The sequence below is a fragment of the Shewanella sp. HL-SH8 genome (assembly GCF_051165765.1).
GTDB classification, from domain to species: Bacteria; Pseudomonadota; Gammaproteobacteria; order Enterobacterales; family Shewanellaceae; genus Shewanella; species Shewanella glacialimarina.
The window spans coordinates 3604923-3622133 of record NZ_CP195039.1 but is presented as its reverse complement, the minus strand read 5'-3'; the positions used below and the strand labels follow the sequence as shown (position 1 = coordinate 3622133).

The following is a 17211-nucleotide window of genomic DNA, read 5'->3' as shown; positions in this document are numbered from 1 at the left end:
AAGGTAGATGTCAGTTACATCGCTTAATTTAGCTAATCACTAAAATATCACTTTAATTTCTGCAGCGGCCTTTTTTGCCTTTTCGATGGCATTTTCAATACTGGTATCTTTGGCCAAGGCGACACCTAGACGACGACGTCCATCAATATCGGGTTTGCCAAATAACCTAAGTTGAGTATCGGGTAAGGCTAAAGCCTTTCCCATACCTTGATATCGAATGTTGTCCGATTTCCCTTCCCCTAGAATGACCGCAGAAGCAGCGGGACCAAACTGCTCAATTTTACCGATAGGTAAGCCTAAAATAGCCCTCACATGTAATGCGAATTCCGATAAGTCTTGGCTGATTAATGTGACCAGGCCAGTATCATGTGGGCGAGGGGAAACCTCAGAGAAGTAAACTTCGTCGCCTTTAATGAATAATTCAACCCCAAAGAGTCCATATCCGCCCAGAGCTTTAACCGTTTTCATTGCGACAATTTGCGCTTGTTCTAACACATTGTCCGGCATAGCTTGAGGCTGCCATGATTCACGATAATCGCCGTCTTCTTGTCTATGTCCAATAGGTGCGCAAAAATGAATACCATCAATTGCGCTAATGGTGAGTAAGGTAATTTCGTAATCAAAGGGTATAAAGCCTTCGATGATGACTCGTCCTTGACCCGCACGCCCACCTTGCTGAGCATAATCCCAAGCCGCCTGAATATCGTCAGTAGACTTAATGACACTCTGGCCTTTACCTGATGAGCTCATCACAGGTTTGATCACACACGGGAAGCCAATTTGTGCTATTGCCTGGTTCAGTTCAATTAACGTGTCGCAAAAGAAATATGCTGAAGTCGGTAAGCCTAATGTTTCGGCTGCTAATCGACGAATGCTCTCTCTGTCCATTGTTAACTTTGCCGCTTGCGCGCAAGGCACTACGTTTAATCCCTTGGCTTCTAAAGCCAATAACATATCTGTTGCAATCGCTTCAATTTCAGGGATAACAATATCTGGTTTTTCTAATTCAATGACAGCAGATAAAGCAGCCCCATCTAGCATGTTAATCACATGGCTACGATGGGCTATTTGCATCGCTGGAGCGTTAGGGTATCTATCGACACCTATCACTTCAATACCAAATCGCTGCAATTCAATAGCGACTTCTTTACCCAACTCACCGCAACCAAGCAACATGGCCTTTACGGCATCAGTACAACCTGGCGTGCCTAATATCTCTAATGACGAAGTACTCATATTCACCCTTGTTCAGTGTTTTGTTATTAGAACAGTTTACCTACTTTGGAGGCCGTTTTGCTATTGTTTTACTGTAAATATTAAGCTAATACGTTTGATTTACTTATTTAGTTTTATCTTAACATTAAACAAACATTGTAAATTGTAAGTGGGTATGTAAGATTTATTGTTATGAGATTTTACATGGCCTGGAGGCTAAATGTTTTTAGATTACTTTGCATTAGGGATATTATTTTTTGTCGTTATTTTTATTTTTTACGGCATTATTGCTATCCATGATATTCCCTATGAGATTGCTAAAAAACGTAATCATCCGCAACAGGACGCCTTACATATTGCAGGTTGGGTTAGCTTGTTTACTTTGCATGCTATTTGGCCTTTTCTGTGGATTTGGGCCACGTTATATCGTGAGGATAGAGGCTGGGGATTTTCAGATAGCCGCCAAAGAGAGTTAATTCTTGAAGGTGAGGTAAAAGAACTTATTCAGCAAGTGACTCAATTAACGCTTAGGTTAGACCAGGTTGAGAGTAGTAAAGTGGCTAAAGCCATTGCCTCTAAAGGTGATTTAGCAGCGGTAAAAGTAACTGACGAGCTTCAAACCGAGTCAGTTGATAAGGAGATAAAATAATGGATTTACTGCTTATTCTGACCTATGGCGCCATTTGTATCGCAATTTTTAAAGTCTTCAAAATTCCATTAAATAAGTGGACTGTGCCGACAGCCTTACTCGGCGGCATAGTGTTAATAGGTTCATTGTTGTTATTAATGAACTATAACCATCCCTATACCAAGTTTACTAGAGAGTACTTCGTTTCTATTCCTATTACCCCTGCGGTGAAGGGGATTGTGACTGAGGTGAATGTTCAGCCCAACATGCCTGTCAAAGAGGGCGATGTTTTATTCAAAATAGATCCCACACCTTATGCTGCAACGGTAAAGCAAAAGCAAGCAGCACTTAAAGAAGCTGAACAACAGGTGCCTCAACTACAAGCTGCCTTTGAGTCTGCACATGCTAAATTTGAACAAGCTCAGGCAGATTCAACCCGTACCGAGTCAGCATATAGACGTTATGAAGAAGGACGTAAAAAAGGCGGTCAAAACTCACCTTTTACTGAACTTGAATTAGATAATCGTCGTCAACTTTACTTAGCATCATTAGCGCAGCGCGATGCTGCAAAAGCGGATGAACTTCGCAGCCGCCTAGCATTTGAGTCAAATATTGACGGGGTTAATACTAAGGTTGCGGGATTACAAGCTGAGTTAGCTAAAGCGCAATTTGAATTAGAGCAAACCATTGTGCGCGCACCTGCTGATGGTGTGGTCACCCAATTAGCATTGCGCAAAGGGGTAATGGCCGTTCCCATTCCACTTCGTCCTGCATTAACTTTTATTCCAGATGAAGAACGATATTTTGCCGGTGCTTTTTGGCAAAACTCGTTAATGCGTTTAAAGGAAGACGATGAAGCTGAAGTGATTATCGATGCTGTGCCTGGTGTGGTGTTTAAAGGCAAAGTGGCTAAAATTTTACCCGCAATGGCCGAAGGTGAAGTCCAGTTTAGTGGTAGCTTACAATCATCAAGTAGACTGTTTCAACGTGGTCGGGTAGTAGTATTAATTGACCTTGATAAGAATGCCACCCTTGATAGCTTGCCTGCAGGCGTTGCTGGACAGGCGGCTATTTACACTGAACACTTCAGTCATGTTGCTGTTATGCGTAAAGTACTACTGAGAATGCAGGGCTGGTTGAATTATCTATTTGGCGATCATTAATTTTTAGCTGATCTCAATCCACTTAGTCTCACTAAAAACGTCCGCATTAGCGGACGTTTTTTTAACTAAAAGTGAAGTGATTATTTTGCCGGTTTGGGCGGAAACTGTTGAAGAATATGATAAACAGTTTCAGCCGTTTTCTGGGCTTTAAGCTCGCCACCTTGTTCAAAATCATATTTATCAGTACCGCGCCAAATCAATCGGTTTTCTTTTGGGTCAATGACATCAATCTGAATAGTTTGCATTTTTGCACTATCACTGCCGATCGGAACCCCAATACTAGTTCCAATACTTGCTCCACCGCTACTTCCCCAGCTACCTGTCCCCAAACCAATTGAAAGACCTGAACTTTTAGGCTTGGTCTCAGTTTGAAAGGCAAAACTAACCAAGAAATCAGCATTATTATCAGTTTGGATAAAACCTTGGTTGACCAATGCTTGCACAATGTCCCGGTTAACTCTTTGTACAGTGAGTGGATCGTCGGTATTGGCAACATCTACAAGGCTAAAGCTTTGTAACTGACTAAAATCATAATTAATATCATAGTCATTTTTTTGCGTACTTTGGCAACCTAAAGCAGCCAAACCTATTATCAACAATATGGCTTTAGAGAAAAAGTGCAACAAGGTTTTATAATGCATGATTGGCGTTAACATAAGAGGCGTCTCCAAAAAATGTACATTTTTACTGCAATTGGTATAACCTTAACTATATCGTTAATTGGTTAACTTCGCTCTCACTATGGAACAATTAAGTTTTTTCGCCATTCCTAGCCCCTGTGTTGGTATCTGTCAGTCAGATACTAAAGGGTATTGTTCAGGCTGTTTTCGCAGTCGTGACGAGCGCTTTAATTGGCTGCATTTCTCTGAACTTCAAAAGCAAGATATCGTGCGCTTGTGTGCTGCGCGGCGAAAAAGGCGTCAATATGCTGTATTCAAAGCGCAAAAATTACAGCAACAACAGCAACAAGCGAGCAGTAATAATCAGTTTGATTTTAACCAAGCTGATGATACGGATTTATTGAGTGATTTAAGTCAGTTTGAGCTAGATTAGCTTTTTGCCATTATTATAGGCCAGCTTAGAGTAAATTCAGTTTTTGCCTGGTTACTCGATATGGTTACATTCCCCTTATGGCGCATCATAATCCGTTTAACAATGGCGAGGCCCAAACCGTGGCCTTTATTGCCACTATGTTGGGATTGGCTACGATAAAAAGCATCAAAAATATAAGGATGATCTTCTACCGGAATACTAGGGCCGTCGTTGTTAACTGATAAGTAGACTTTATGTTGATCCGTTCGTAAATTGATTTGAATACTTGATTTAGCATAGCGCTGTGCGTTGGTAACAAGATTTTGTATTGCCCGTTCGACCAAGGACCCTTCGCCTTTAATATAGATTTGCGTGCTGTTAGTAAGATTTAATTCAATATCATGATCACTTAAATCTTCAAGCCTGAGGATCAGTTGTTTACAGATGCTGACCAGTTCGCAGTTTTCTAAAATAGGCTCAATTTGCATCGTTTCTAGGCTGGCATAGGTCAGTAACTCCTGCAACAAGTCCTCCATCTCTTTTATATCAGTTTGCATGCCCTCCAAAAAATCAATGCGTTGGTTAATATCGCTTTGAGGTAGACAATATTGCGGTAGTAGAGCAAGTGCGAACTTAAGCCTTGCTAAAGGTGTCCTAATTTCATGTGAGACAGCATTAGTAAGATGTTTTTGGTTATCTATTAAACTGCTGATGTGCTGTGCCATATCATTGAAGGTGAGAGCAAGAGGTGATACTTGAGAACTAGTACTGAGCTCAATGCGAGTATCCCAGTTGGCTTCACCAAATTTTTTAGTAGCGATACGCAGTATTTTTAAATCTCGCGAAAGGGGCCATACCCATATTAAAGCTACCAGTGCCAGTGATGTATAGAAAACGATAGTAAATATTCCGCGTAATTGACTGCGGGGTTCAATGTCAAACGGTCCAGCCACAAGCACTTGTTCACCGACGGCAATAAATTGCAATTGTTGCTCATTTGATTCAGTGGTTAATATCTGATTATCTGCAAGTTGTATATCACCATTTAAGGCAACTTGATTACGTTGAAGCAGTTGTAATGAAAATGAGTGTTGATCACTTATCGCATCCAGAATAGATTGCCTATCGGTCTCTGGCTGCTGAGATAAGAGCAATGCTAAAACAACAAGCGGCGTATCGACATCATCATTTTCGTCAACATGGTTTTGCCAAAGGCTATCTAATGTCCAGCCTATGCCTAAAAAGCTTAAGCTGAGTAGTAAATATAGGCTGATGAATAAACGTTTCATTTTAGTGTTATCACCTAGCCATTCCATGCTTCTGGCGCGAATAAATAACCTTGTCCCCATACTGTTTTAATACGAAACGGCGTTTCAATACTATCCCCCAGTTTTTTGCGTAGACGAGATGTGCGAACATCAATTTTGCGATCTTTGCCATCAAAATCGATGTTGAGTAGATATTGATAAATATATTGACGACTTAATACCTGACCTGCCTGTGAGGCTAACAGCCATAACAGCTCAAATTCATGGTTGGTAAGGTCAACTTGCGTATCGCCTAGTCTAATCGTTTGCGTATGCGGATCGATACTGAGCTTGCCAAAATTAAGACAATGAGACTCTGGCTTATTAGGCAAAGCTTGGCGACGAAGTAAATTATGAATTCTAGCCACTAATAATGCTGGTTCAACGGGTTTGACTACGTAATCATCAGCGCCTAATTCTAAGCCTTTAATTTGGTCTTCATTGGTACCCAAGGCACTCATTAATAAAATAGGGCCGGAAAAATAATCGGCTAACTTTTCGCAAAGACTGAATCCATCAAGTCCTGGTAGCATAATATCAAGCAAAATAATGTCAGGCTTGTAGCTGATTAAACGTGTCAATACTGTGTCGCCACGACGTTCTACTTCAACATGCATATCATGTGTTTTTAAGTAATCAACAATCAGGTTGGCTAGTCGAATATCATCTTCAACTAATAAAACTCTGTGGGTAGATTGTGGCAAGGTCATTAAAATAAGCTCCAAGGATTCCGGTAGCGCCTTCTCACTTGTCGCGAGGACGCTTTATTAACCTTTAACTTCACGCCCGCAAGCGTGATGTTGTCGTGTTTGCTGACAAGTATAAATTGGATGTCTTTATCTGTTTTTATGGTTAAATTGACCGATTTTTCGTTTGGGTTGTCCGAACACCATCTCGGTATGCTTGGGTAGTCTGAAATAATGCATACGAGTTCTTCATTGACCAAATTCCATGTGAGTAAAAGGTCTATCTCACAGTAATCAAATTGATCATCAGTGAGGCAAAAATTTGGCATAGCATTTAGCTGCACTTGATGTTTAAGAGGCTCTGCAGATGCTGAAAAAGCACTCATAAACAAAGCTGATATACCAATAAGCTGATATAAAATACTGATAGGATGATATTTCAAAATTAAAACCTATAAGCTACGCCAACAAAATAACTTTGACTGTTATCTTGATTGACTAATGGACTATCAGTTATTTCATCAGACAAGGCTGTGTAACGATATGCCATTAAAATATTCCATTGCCCATTAAGAATGTAGCGGGTGGTGAGCTCCATCCCTTTATTCCAGCCTGAATGAGCTTGGTATTGCTGGCTCCAATAGTTATTCTCGTTTTGTCTAACCCCATAATAATATTGAATAACTTTAGCACTTTTCCAGTCAGTTCTTAGGGCTAGGTCAAATACCCATTGCTTAACCGCTAAGCTGTAATTCCAACTAATATGTGCAGTGTCACCACTATGAACATTGAACATGTCATGGGCATAAGCTACTTTAAAGAAGCCAAAACGAGCATAGTAGAAGGCTTCAAGACCACCATAAAAGGTGAATTTTCGCCTTTCTAAACTATTAAACACTTTAGGTTCACTGGTTCTAGATAATGACGATAATCCCATCGGCATAATGTTTAAATTGTCTGCAGAGCTTCGGCTAAAAAAAAGGTTACTCGGATCCCAATCATAAAAGAAAGCTCTGTCATCACTATAGCTGGTGACGAGGTTGAGCGAATACTTTTCGGCTTCTTGCAAACTATATCCAAAGTTGCCGTTATCAAAAAACCACTGCTCGCCGTAATAGGCTATCGATGGTAAGAGATACAGTGGAATGTCATCATAATCTTGCAATGGATTGGTTTTCTGGCCAAAACCAATGGCGATAGATATGTCCCACTCACCTTCAGTGATACAGTCTCCTGAGACTAAACAAGGGGGATTTGTTTCTGCTGCTGCAGTAAAGTGCGCGCCGAGAATCAGCATAAAAATAACTGTATGGATATATTTAAGCATAGGTGACGGCATAACCTTATATATGTTTAATATTAAGATGTTGATATTTAACGTTATTGAAACTAAGTCGTTAAATATGAAGCTCGTAATAAACAGTATGTTATCACTATCTCTCTATTGCATTAATAACTAACCCATGACTGATACAAAGTGTTACGAGTGAGAGGCATTTAAAAAGGGCTGGGTTTAGCTTTTGATTGCTTTCCAGAACAATTGGAAACTAGCTTGCCTGTGTAAGTCATCACACCCTAGTTCAGGATGATCAGTAAAGAAGCGGATTGCGGCTAAGTATTGTCCATGACAGTTTTCAAGTAGCAAAGGGAGCGGGTAGTGGCTAATTAGATTTTGTTGTTGACCTTGTTCAATTAACTCGACAACAAACCCTAATATGCTATTCATTGCTTGTTGTCGCGTAATGGGATCTATTTCCGCTGACAGTGAAAATTGCAGGAAAAACTTTTGTTTTATGGGGTGAGTAATCGCCCAATCAATGGCATTTTGCCACAGACTATTTGCATCTTGCTCTACATCATTTATGTATAGCGTATTAAGGGTTATTGCATCAGCAAACTCTTGTTTAATATCTAGAAAGAGTTGATTGATAATACTGTTTTTAGAAGGGAAGTGATGAAATAAGGTGCCGGTTGCCACGCCCGCAGCTTTGGCTATAGAAGCTGTTGAGGTGGCATGAAAACCTTGATTGACGAAAAGCGCTAACGCAGACGCTAAGATGGCTTGTTTCTTATCAGTTTGTTTGTTAGTCGCGCTTTTAGTCATCACAAGGATTATTCCTAACGTAAAAAGAACTTCATTAACATCTTTTGAATCACAGTACCGTAAGGCGGGTGAACTAAAATGCCCGAGTTAATTTTACCGCTATTTAATACTGTTTTTGCATGACTAAAGGTAAGGAAGCCCTCTTTACCGTGGTAATGGCCCATACCTGAAGGTCCAATGCCACCAAAGGGTGCGTCATCAGCAGCCACATGAAATACGGTATCGTTAATGCAAACGCCACCTGAGTGGGTATGATGTAAAATATTATTTTGAGTCTTACCGTCAAAACTTAAGATATACAGTGCAAGCGGGCGATCGCGTTGATTGACATAACCTATCGCTTCATCTACCGATTGATAGCTAATAATTGGTAAAATAGGACCAAAAATTTCATCTTGCATCACTAGCATATCGGCATTCACATTGGTCATTAATTGGGTTGCTAGTTTTCGCTTGCCAGATGTGACTCTGCCAGTAGAAGCTGATATGACAGTCGCTCCCTTTGCCTTGGCATCATCAATCACTTTCGTTAAGCGTTCAAATTGGCGATCATTAATAATATTGCCGTAATCTGGGTTGCTATCAAAGTCAGGGTACATTTTGTTAAATCTTGCTTGGTAGGCTTGTATAAATTCGGCAATTTTATCTTCAGGGCAAAGTACATAATCAGGTGCAACACAAATTTGGCCTGCATTTAAGCATTTACCAAAAATTAATCGCTCTACAGCGGTTTCAATAGGCATGTCAGGGGCAATAATAGCCGGTGATTTACCGCCAAGCTCTAATGTCACTGGGGTGAGATTTTCTGCTGCAGCTCGCATAACATGACGGCCAACAACCGTTGAGCCAGTAAACAGAATGTGGTCGAAAGGCAGCGCTGAGAATTGAGCTGCGACATCAGCTTCACCTTCCACTAATGCGACTTCATTTTGAACAAAAACCTGTGCTAATAAGTCCCGCAATACTTGATTAATGTGTGGGGTGAACTCAGACATTTTTAACATGGCTCGATTACCCGCAGCGATAGCGGTGATCAGCGGACCAATTGATAACATCACTGGAAAGTTCCACGGCACAATAATGCCTACAACACCTAAAGGTTGATATTGCACAGTGACTTTAGAAGGCGAAAGTAATAAACCTGCATGGCGCTTACTAGGTTTCATCCAGGCTTTAAGATTTTTTAGGGTGTAATTAATGTTATTAATACAAGGCATAATATCGGAAATGACAGTATCGTTTTCTGAGCGGTGGCCATAGTCATTATTGAGTGCGGTGACTATTTCTTGCTGATTTTGCAATAGTGATTGCTTTAGTTGTTTCAGTTTAGCCACTCGCGACTCATAGCTTGGAGCAGGCATTGATAAATATTGGCTGCGTTGGGAATGAAGCAATTGCTGTAGTGGTGATAACGGTGAGTGTTCAACGGCCATATTCATAAGGTAACTCCTGCAAAAAGAATCGAAAATACGGTTAAATATAAACCGACTGATTAGTCGGTCTAATTCTAGGGGGGTTTTACTCGATATGCAATAACTGTTGAGTATTTGACCAAGATCACTTAGACGTTGTGATAAAAGACTACACTTTAAATAAGGCTACATTTTTTAAGGAGGTTATTATGCGAAGTAAAACGATTTTATGGCCGACAGATTTTTCTGAGACGGCGTCCCATGCACTGCAATATGCCATTGAAATGGCCAATCTGTATAACGTCAGCATAAGAATCTTGCATGTGGTTGATCAACCTTTTGGTGATGAAAATTACATGATATTAGCGGTAACTCCAGAAGAGTTAGCTAAAAGTATGGAGGAGGCTGCGGCACAAAAAATGCACTCTTTGCTCGCTAAGTTAACTATTACTACTCCAGTTGAAACCATTGTTCGTAGAGGTGATGCTGTCACCGAAATAGTCGCTGAAGCTAATTCAGGCGATATAGGTATGGTTGTGATAGCCAGTCATGGACGTACAGGTTTTGCACATTTTTTACATGAAAATGTTGCTGAATCAGTCGCCAATCAAGCAAGTTGTCCGGTACTGGTGGTCAAATAGTGCAATTGTAGAAATGATTTAGATGGTCTCAGTTACTTCCCCATTAAATCTATCCTCTATTATTAATACTTAACCGTCATTAGCACCAAGACCGACTATTTATTGGCAAAATTAGTACTCATCTATAAAAAGATGACTTAGATAAAAAGATGACCTGGATAAAAAAATAACTGTGCCACAATAGTCAGTGGCACTCGTTATTTTGTTGAGTGTTAAGTGATGCTTGGTAATTGCTAAATCCACTGCTTATATTGAGTTGAAACGGTATTGAGTGATCGGGCTATTAATGTGTTTGCCACTTCAATAGGTATATAAGGCAGTATAATAGCACCACTTGCTAAACCTAATTCTAAATAGGCAAGTTGCTGTGTTTTTTGTCTTGCTGTCTGCGTGACTTTCACGTGTTGTATTTTTTCAAATGGAATTCGTTTCCAGTCTCGTCCTAGTAACCCGCTGTGTTGCCAAACTGCATCTTGTTCTAGCACATATCCCCATCGCTTATAGCGAATATAAAGCAGTAGGCTCACTAATATGGCTGCAACAAACGCGAACTCAACCAGTTTGATGTCTATATCCAAGGTGAAAAATAGGCCAAGTAAAATACTAAAGGGAATAAATGGCAGCCATATTCTTTTATATAACCAAGCAATATTTATCCCAGTGTAGTCGGTCGGTAATGTAATAACTGAAGGGCTTAATGAAGGTAACATACTGAATATCGATTCTATTTCAGTATTTTTAATAGAAGGGATAAGCATATGTTGCTTGGTTCTTTCCTCCACTTCATTACCTTTTACTTGCTTCAAAAACAGCGTCCAGCGGTTAACAAAGCGCGCTAATAGTGGTTGTTGAAAATGGATAACCTGAATGCGCTTAATCGCTAATGCATCTTGTTGATGTGCAATAACCCCGCCACTACGTTGCAATGTCTGTTGATGTTTATCGAGTGAATATGGATAATATTTGAGTACTGAGGCTAGAACTGAAATAGCCGAAAAAAGTAGGTAACCCATGATAAATAAACTGCTAATCATGATTAATTGCAGCATGAAACTATCATGCGTGGCTTGGTTTACCCATTCTATTGATGCTTTAATTAAGGGAGATTGAGCGACTTTCTCCCACTCAATTTGTCCAGCAACAGGACCTGCAATAATGGCGAACCAAATAAAGTTATTTTGATAAAAACCAAATATGATCAGCTCCTTCAAGCTTCGTTTTATAATCGGTTGGTCCGAGGTCGTCGCTTTCATCGCTATTTTGCTAGTTTCATCATCCTTGCTTGTTACTGTTTCACTGACCTTATTTAGCTGCAATAAGTGCTGCTTTAAAATCTGCGCATGTTTAGCGTCAAGGGCAGTGAGTTTGGCTTCATCTTTACTTGAACCAGCGGTTTCTATGACCAAAACGGCAAGTTTGAGTGGCTTGAAATAAAAAGGTTGTTCAAAACGAATGTTTTGAATTCGATTAAGAGGGATTTCATCTTTTTTAGTGAAAAACAGCCCTCGTTTTACATCGAGTTGCTCTGTACTTATTCTGTAGCGAAATTTTCGCCATTGAATGAAGGCAAATGAGGTCAATAAAATAAGTAAGACTATAAATCCATCAATAACCCACACAATCGATACATCGTTGCTCCAGCCAGCATAAAAAATTGGGATTAAAGCATAACCGTTGCTTAGAATGTTTTTCAGCGAACCGAACACAAAGCTTAATATTGACCAAGGTGATAATGCTTTCCAATCATTTAAACTCGGCGTTTGCTTGATGTTGGCTTGTTCATGTGCGCTTGATGGTTGATCATCAGTCATGTTGAGGATCCAAATCAGTATTTAACACTTGTTGTTCTATTTGTTGGTTCTGCGCCGCTTGATGCAATAAATGCTGGCGAAGGTGTTCAGCTACTTCCGCCGGCAATCCGGGCAAATTTATTTCGGCTTCACCTGATCCCGCACTGAAACATTTTAGGGTAATAAGTTGGTATTTTCGTTCAAGTGGCCCCTGAGATAGATTAACGTGTTGTAACCGTGTGTAGGGCAGTGCGGTTGTTGATACCCAAAATAAGCCTTGTCGCATAATAAATTCATCTTTAAATACGCCATAGCAAACCGTTAATGCTTTTAAATAAGTCAATCGAGTAGCAAAAGCCCCAATGGCTAAAATAATAGACAAAATAATAATTTTACTGATCAAATCCAAGGGGGAGGCCAGTATTATAAAAAGACAAGTTACTATGGCTATTGCGCCAAATAATACACCACTGGTGTAGAGTTGCAGCTTAGGATAATTGTCGTCGACCTTATTTAGGACTAAATCCTGTAAAGGCGTTAGCTGAGTGGGATTCAATAAATCACCATGATTATAGCCTGTTAATGCAGGTGGCATCTGGCTGTGTATATATGGATTAGTCATTATGTCTCATCAGTCATTAAAACTTGAAAGATACTATATCGACATTTTATGTCACATGATAGAGGGGTGATTGGTTGTAGTTTGTTTATTTGTAATCAGCTTCTTCCGATGATTGTTAGCATTTTTAGATGATAGTGATGTTCCATTTTAGGTGATAATTAGGTTTTATAAATGATGGAGCAGAGTGGCACACATGACGTTAGATTTATTTACTGATCACGATCCTAACATTAAGTTACCTCCAGTGGTGCACCAGCCAGATTTTCTGTCCGAGCGTCAGCAAAGGCTTTTATTACAAGAAGCGAGCGATTACCCTTTAACTAAAATAGAAATTGAGGTGTATGGAAAGAAGCACTTTATTCCGCGCACACAGGTTTGGTTTGGTGATGAAGGGTGTGATTGTCGATACTCTAAAACTTTGATTAATCCCTTACCTTGGCCACCAGTATTGTCAAAATTACGGCAAACATTATTACAAAAGTGCCACTTAGACTTTAATGCCGTGTTGGTTAATCGGTATGCTAACGGGACAGAATGTATGGGCTGGCACAGTGATGATGAGCCTGAAATTGTTGCTAATAGTGCTATTGCATCCATTACACTTGGAACATGTCGCGACTTTGTTGTGCGTCATAAGGCATCTCAACAAAAAATGTCATACGCTTTGCAATCGGGCGATTTATTGATTATGCAACCTGGGATGCAGCAAACTTGGCAACACTGTTTGCCTAAGCGTTTAACGGTCAATACTCCACGTATTAATTTTACTTTTAGGCAGATAACACCTTATTTTTACCAGCTATGAATTACCCACAATGTGTTTTATAAAACAGCACATAAGGTTTAAAGGGTTATCAAGACGCGGCCTGTTTGGTGTCAAAAACATCAGCCGCTATTCTCGCGAATTAATAATTCTATCTTTGTTCCTTGTTGAGTTAACATTTTATCGCCACAGTGTTTGACGTTTACGTTTTAACCCAGTACTCTTCGATTTTTAAGAGCCCAAGAGTAGGTCGCTATGTCAGTTGCACAGACTATTACTGATAAACTGAATCAGTCGTTTACACCATCACATCTTGAAGTGATTAATGAAAGTAATCGCCATCATGTTCCACCTAATTCAGAAACCCATTTTAAAGTGGTCATCGTCAGTGATCTATTTGATGGGCAGCGTCCATTAGCGCGGCATCGCAGCGTGAATGCGATTCTAGCTGATGAATTAGCCAATGGCGTACATGCATTATCAATTAATACCTATACTGAAGCAGACTGGCAAAATCTTGCTGAAGTTCCTCGAACCCCAAACTGCAAAGGGTAATAGAGCCATTTAAAACCTCACTGATTAGTGGGGTTTTTTATTGAATTAAACTTCAAGTTAGCATAACTATTCTTTTGCGATCTAAGCTTGATTACCTTTACATTAACGCTATATTTATACGACTTGCTTGAGCTGATTGCGCCATTTGCCAATAAGATAAAAGGGACTCTGATAATCAAGTGCCTATTTCTGTATCGAGAAACCATTGAAGTTCTGTTTTAATCGGATGCCGAAACAGCAAACGGCTGAAAAACTATCACAATTAATCACTATAAGTCTTAGTTGAGTTTAATTCATGCTGGTAGAGAGTTGTGCATTGTTGATGGTATGATGATTCTGTTATCGTTAAACGTGTTGACCATTTTGAGTTGTTTCAAGTTAGCGCGCCCTTATCTTTGGAGAACACAATGCCGTTATTAGATAGTTTTACTGTAGATCACACTCGTATGAATGCTCCCGCTGTTCGAGTTGCCAAACATATGAGCACTCCAAAAGGGGATGCCATCACCGTATTTGATTTACGTTTTTGTGCACCGAACAAAGACATTTTAAGCGAACGTGGTATTCATACTTTAGAGCATTTGTTTGCAGGATTTATGCGTGATCATCTTAATGGTGACAATGTTGAAATTATCGATATTTCACCGATGGGTTGTCGTACCGGGTTTTATATGAGCCTTATTGGCGAGCCAAACGAGCAACAAGTTGCAGATGCGTGGCTAGGCGCAATGGAAGACGTATTAAAAGTGACTGAGCAAAAAGATATTCCAGAATTAAACGAATATCAGTGCGGTACTTATGAGATGCATTCACTTGAACAAGCGCAAGATATCGCCAAAAATATTATTGCTGCTGGTGTTAGCGTAAATAAGAATGATGATTTAGCATTAAGTGGTGAGATTTTAGGCACGCTTTAACGTCAGTAATTACACAAAAAAGCGGCTTAGGCCGTTTTTTTGTGTCTAAAATTAACTAATTTTTAACAGCTTGTGGTTGATGCTGTTTTTATGTGGATTAAACCGTTATTGTATATAGCATTAACAGTGCATTTTATAAGACAAGATAGAATACGGAGATTGATATGTCTGATCGCTCTTTTAGCGTTTCAATGGTGGCCTCAGCAGTATTATTAATGCTTGGCAGTTTTCCAAGTGTAGCAAGCACAGTAACGGAGTCTATTGAAGATAAAAACTCCCGTATTGATTTACAGCAAGATGGAGTGTCAATATTTCATTATCGCCAATCTGCCAATGTATTGGCCAAAGCTGGTGTGACAGTCCTTCCCAATGTTGAACATGCGCAGAATGCGATTTCAATTCGTGGTGCAACCAATGGCGTTGCAATATTACAAGATAATATTTTTTATTCTGCGGCGCCTTATTCTGGTCAAAACCTTATTTCTCAACCGAACTTATTTTTCCAGTCTGCAATCTCAACCAACAAGCACACCAATGTAAACTCAGGTGGACAGGGCGCTTTTGGGCAACTTAATTATCTGACGGCGAAAATCAGTGAGCGTGAAACTGATGCGATTATTAATATTGAAGCAGATCAAGATGGATCGCCTGCTGGGGGCTTAATTGTCAGTGGCAAAACCAAGCAATATGGCATGTTATTGGGCGTTGATTACCAAAAAGATGATACAGATGCAGGGCTCAATACTAGTATTGATAATAAACATCAAGCCACAGATATCCTGTTTAAAATCAACGCTGACAGTTTAGTCGGTGCTAGAAATCCACAAAAAACAGAGTTCAGTTATCATTTTACTGATACGACACTTGATAATAGTGATATTGGATTAACCCTCTCAGATTTTACCACATCGGCTAATAATCGCTATGCAGCGACAACGTTGGATTTTGATCAAGGTAAGCGTCAACGATATGCTCTAGCGCATCAAGTTAATTTATCAGGCCAGTCGATTATGTCGACAGACTTTTATTATCAAAGCTTTGCTCAACGTGGCCATAACACGTTAACAATCAATGACGAAATAATTAACCGTCAGTTGTTACAGGTATTATCTGATTTTGAAACCAATCCTACTTCCCAAGGCTTACCCACAAGTGCAGTGGTTGCCAATAACGATTTTGATGGTTTTGGTGTGCAGACAAAAGGTGTCAGCCTTTATGGCGCTCATGAAGTAACCTATCAAGCGCGTTATCATAGTGATAAAGCTGAAATGAAAGTGGCTAAAATAGATTACTTATTAAGTGAAAATTTAGGCCTCAATGCACTGGATGTGCAATATGGTATAGGTGATTATACGGATGATGCAGATGCATTTACTACGTCGGTTAATACCAAGCTGAACTATGATGCCTGGTCAGTAAATTTCGGCTTAGGTTACGAAAGTGTGAGCGTGACGCGTGAGTTAGGTGACAATGCAGATTTATTAACCGCGGCTGACTTTTCTGATGATGGCTGGTTACCTTCTGTTGAACTTGCTTATAAAAAGGATGCCTGGCTATTAGCATTAAGTGCTAAACAAGCCTGGACCGCTGCTGGTGCCGGTAATGCCGAGCAATTAGCACAAGAGGCATTACAATATCAACTGGCATTAAATTATCAACAAGAAAATTTCAATGTCGGTTTATCGACTTATATGCATGACTTTGACAATCAGCATATGACCTGTAAATTGGGTGTTAATTGTGTTCCTTTGCAGGAGGCATTACAGGTTAATTTACAAGATGTCTCTGTTGCAGGTGTAGATTTAACGATTGACTACAAAATGGACTTTAATAGTTTCTCCATTCCAATGGCGTTAGATTATAGCTATACCCAAGCTGAATTTGGTCAGTCTAGCTGTGATGCCGTTGTTGGTTGTTATGCTGATGGCCAACAATTGCCTTGGGTGCCAGAGCAACAAGTTAGCGCCAGTATTGGTCTGGTTATGGGCAAGTTTAGTATTTTTGCTAATGGCTTGTATCAATCAGAAACTGGCAGCGTGTTTACCTTAGGGAATTATGGTATTGACTCGCAACTTAAAATTGATTTAGCAGCGCATTATCAAATGACTCAAGCGCACAATGTCTATGTCCGCATAGAGAATGTGTTAGATGAAGAGTTAATCGCTAAAAATTATCAGATGGGAATGTTATCTCAAAGTGAAATGACAACCTACATTGGTTATCAAGGTAAATTCTAATTCAGATTGTAAATTTTACACCTGTCAACTAGCCTGCTTATTATAGGTTAGTTGGCTAATTATCCGCTGGGCAGTGTTCTGGTTGATAAATAATCATTTCATCTTTAAAGATAGTGTAAAGCTCATGCTGAAATAGCAT

General features: G+C 39.8%; 18 protein-coding genes. 8 read left to right on the top strand and 10 right to left on the bottom strand.

What is annotated here, in order from left to right; genetic code table 11:
• Window positions 1-39: 39 nt before the first annotated feature.
• Window positions 40-1215: a formate-dependent phosphoribosylglycinamide formyltransferase gene (gene purT / locus ACRWQN_RS15935; protein ID WP_434940679.1), complete on the bottom strand. Its 1176-nt coding sequence runs from the start codon at window positions 1213-1215 to the stop codon at window positions 40-42.
• Between the two features lie 220 nt (window positions 1216-1435).
• On the opposite strand from purT, the gene ACRWQN_RS15930 reads away from it, so the two are divergent.
• Entirely contained in the window at window positions 1436-1864 is a 429-nt protein-coding gene (locus tag ACRWQN_RS15930; RefSeq protein ID WP_226413854.1) for a DUF3302 domain-containing protein, read from the top strand.
• The gene (locus ACRWQN_RS15925) at window positions 1864-3006 is read left to right on the top strand and encodes an HlyD family secretion protein (RefSeq protein WP_434938815.1); all 1143 of its coding nucleotides are present in this window, start codon (window positions 1864-1866) and stop codon (window positions 3004-3006) included. The genes ACRWQN_RS15930 and ACRWQN_RS15925 overlap by 1 nt, the downstream gene beginning before the upstream one ends.
• Before the next feature lie 80 nt (window positions 3007-3086).
• Here the strand turns inward: ACRWQN_RS15925 and ACRWQN_RS15920 are convergent, their stop codons facing one another.
• The gene (locus tag ACRWQN_RS15920; protein WP_434938814.1) at window positions 3087-3662 is read right to left on the bottom strand and encodes a DUF4136 domain-containing protein; all 576 of its coding nucleotides are present in this window, start codon (window positions 3660-3662) and stop codon (window positions 3087-3089) included.
• 85 nt (window positions 3663-3747) lie between these two features.
• On the opposite strand from ACRWQN_RS15920, the gene ACRWQN_RS15915 reads away from it, so the two are divergent.
• Complete coding sequence (locus ACRWQN_RS15915) at window positions 3748-4059, top strand: DUF1289 domain-containing protein (protein WP_434938812.1); 312 nt, start codon at window positions 3748-3750, stop codon at window positions 4057-4059.
• Here the strand turns inward: ACRWQN_RS15915 and ACRWQN_RS15910 are convergent.
• The 6 genes from ACRWQN_RS15910 to ACRWQN_RS15885 all read right to left on the bottom strand — a co-directional run bounded on the left by ACRWQN_RS15910 (window position 4056) and on the right by ACRWQN_RS15885 (window position 9574).
• Entirely contained in the window at window positions 4056-5327 is a 1272-nt protein-coding gene (locus ACRWQN_RS15910; protein ID WP_434938810.1) for an ATP-binding protein, read from the bottom strand. The two genes, ACRWQN_RS15915 and ACRWQN_RS15910, sit on opposite strands and share 4 nt — an antisense overlap.
• A 14-nt stretch (window positions 5328-5341) precedes the next feature.
• On the bottom strand, window positions 5342-6055 hold the full coding sequence (locus ACRWQN_RS15905; RefSeq protein WP_434938808.1) for a response regulator: 714 nt from the start codon (window positions 6053-6055) through the stop codon (window positions 5342-5344).
• The gene (locus ACRWQN_RS15900) at window positions 6055-6474 is read right to left on the bottom strand and encodes a DUF3019 domain-containing protein (RefSeq protein ID WP_434938806.1); all 420 of its coding nucleotides are present in this window, start codon (window positions 6472-6474) and stop codon (window positions 6055-6057) included. Before ACRWQN_RS15900 ends, ACRWQN_RS15905 begins: the two co-directional genes overlap by 1 nt.
• Window positions 6475-6476: 2 nt before the next feature.
• Complete coding sequence (locus tag ACRWQN_RS15895) at window positions 6477-7346, bottom strand: MipA/OmpV family protein (protein WP_434940678.1); 870 nt, start codon at window positions 7344-7346, stop codon at window positions 6477-6479.
• A gap of 198 nt (window positions 7347-7544) precedes the next feature.
• Window positions 7545-8135, bottom strand: a complete 591-nt coding sequence (locus tag ACRWQN_RS15890; protein ID WP_226415853.1) for a TetR/AcrR family transcriptional regulator — start codon at window positions 8133-8135, stop codon at window positions 7545-7547.
• 14 nt (window positions 8136-8149) lie between these two features.
• Complete coding sequence (locus ACRWQN_RS15885; protein ID WP_434938804.1) at window positions 8150-9574, bottom strand: coniferyl aldehyde dehydrogenase; 1425 nt, start codon at window positions 9572-9574, stop codon at window positions 8150-8152.
• Between the two features lie 182 nt (window positions 9575-9756).
• Between ACRWQN_RS15885 and ACRWQN_RS15880 the strand changes: the two genes are divergently transcribed.
• Window positions 9757-10188 (top strand): universal stress protein, encoded by a 432-nt coding sequence (locus ACRWQN_RS15880; protein ID WP_434931356.1) that lies wholly within the window; start codon window positions 9757-9759, stop codon window positions 10186-10188.
• Window positions 10189-10421: 233 nt separating this feature from the next.
• Here the strand turns inward: ACRWQN_RS15880 and ACRWQN_RS15875 are convergent, their stop codons facing one another.
• Both ACRWQN_RS15875 and ACRWQN_RS15870 read right to left on the bottom strand, forming a co-directional pair.
• On the bottom strand, window positions 10422-11999 hold the full coding sequence (locus ACRWQN_RS15875; protein ID WP_434938802.1) for a PH domain-containing protein: 1578 nt from the start codon (window positions 11997-11999) through the stop codon (window positions 10422-10424).
• The gene (locus ACRWQN_RS15870) at window positions 11992-12600 is read right to left on the bottom strand and encodes a PH domain-containing protein (protein ID WP_434938800.1); all 609 of its coding nucleotides are present in this window, start codon (window positions 12598-12600) and stop codon (window positions 11992-11994) included. The genes ACRWQN_RS15875 and ACRWQN_RS15870 overlap by 8 nt, the downstream gene beginning before the upstream one ends.
• Window positions 12601-12793: 193 nt before the next feature.
• Between ACRWQN_RS15870 and ACRWQN_RS15865 the strand changes: the two genes are divergently transcribed.
• The 4 genes from ACRWQN_RS15865 (at window position 12794) to ACRWQN_RS15850 (ending at window position 17072) form a co-directional block, all read left to right on the top strand.
• A complete protein-coding gene (locus tag ACRWQN_RS15865) occupies window positions 12794-13405 on the top strand; it encodes an alpha-ketoglutarate-dependent dioxygenase AlkB family protein (protein ID WP_434926904.1) in 612 nt (203 codons plus the stop codon).
• A 213-nt stretch (window positions 13406-13618) separates the two neighbouring features.
• Window positions 13619-13918 carry a BolA family protein gene (locus ACRWQN_RS15860; protein WP_226413878.1) on the top strand — a complete coding sequence of 100 codons (300 nt, stop codon included), beginning with the start codon at window positions 13619-13621 and terminating at the stop codon, window positions 13916-13918.
• Window positions 13919-14325: 407 nt separating this feature from the next.
• Entirely contained in the window at window positions 14326-14835 is a 510-nt protein-coding gene (gene luxS / locus ACRWQN_RS15855) for an S-ribosylhomocysteine lyase (protein WP_226413880.1), read from the top strand.
• Between the two features lie 164 nt (window positions 14836-14999).
• Window positions 15000-17072: a hypothetical protein gene (locus tag ACRWQN_RS15850; RefSeq protein WP_434938798.1), complete on the top strand. Its 2073-nt coding sequence runs from the start codon at window positions 15000-15002 to the stop codon at window positions 17070-17072.
• Window positions 17073-17211 lie beyond the last annotated feature (139 nt).

Coding starts and splice junctions, on each gene's coding strand:
- ACRWQN_RS15870 (WP_434938800.1), bottom strand. CDS start 12,600: ATGACTAATCCATATATACACAGCCAGATGCCACCTGCATTAACAGGC.
- ACRWQN_RS15865 (WP_434926904.1), top strand. CDS start 12,794: ATGACGTTAGATTTATTTACTGATCACGATCCTAACATTAAGTTACCT.
- ACRWQN_RS15885 (WP_434938804.1), bottom strand. CDS start 9,574: ATGAATATGGCCGTTGAACACTCACCGTTATCACCACTACAGCAATTG.
- ACRWQN_RS15915 (WP_434938812.1), top strand. CDS start 3,748: ATGGAACAATTAAGTTTTTTCGCCATTCCTAGCCCCTGTGTTGGTATC.
- ACRWQN_RS15850 (WP_434938798.1), top strand. CDS start 15,000: ATGTCTGATCGCTCTTTTAGCGTTTCAATGGTGGCCTCAGCAGTATTA.
- ACRWQN_RS15880 (WP_434931356.1), top strand. CDS start 9,757: ATGCGAAGTAAAACGATTTTATGGCCGACAGATTTTTCTGAGACGGCG.
- ACRWQN_RS15905 (WP_434938808.1), bottom strand. CDS start 6,055: ATGACCTTGCCACAATCTACCCACAGAGTTTTATTAGTTGAAGATGAT.
- ACRWQN_RS15925 (WP_434938815.1), top strand. CDS start 1,864: ATGGATTTACTGCTTATTCTGACCTATGGCGCCATTTGTATCGCAATT.
- ACRWQN_RS15875 (WP_434938802.1), bottom strand. CDS start 11,999: ATGACTGATGATCAACCATCAAGCGCACATGAACAAGCCAACATCAAG.
- ACRWQN_RS15910 (WP_434938810.1), bottom strand. CDS start 5,327: ATGAAACGTTTATTCATCAGCCTATATTTACTACTCAGCTTAAGCTTT.
- ACRWQN_RS15920 (WP_434938814.1), bottom strand. CDS start 3,662: ATGTTAACGCCAATCATGCATTATAAAACCTTGTTGCACTTTTTCTCT.
- luxS (WP_226413880.1), top strand. CDS start 14,326: ATGCCGTTATTAGATAGTTTTACTGTAGATCACACTCGTATGAATGCT.
- ACRWQN_RS15860 (WP_226413878.1), top strand. CDS start 13,619: ATGTCAGTTGCACAGACTATTACTGATAAACTGAATCAGTCGTTTACA.
- ACRWQN_RS15890 (WP_226415853.1), bottom strand. CDS start 8,135: ATGACTAAAAGCGCGACTAACAAACAAACTGATAAGAAACAAGCCATC.
- ACRWQN_RS15930 (WP_226413854.1), top strand. CDS start 1,436: ATGTTTTTAGATTACTTTGCATTAGGGATATTATTTTTTGTCGTTATT.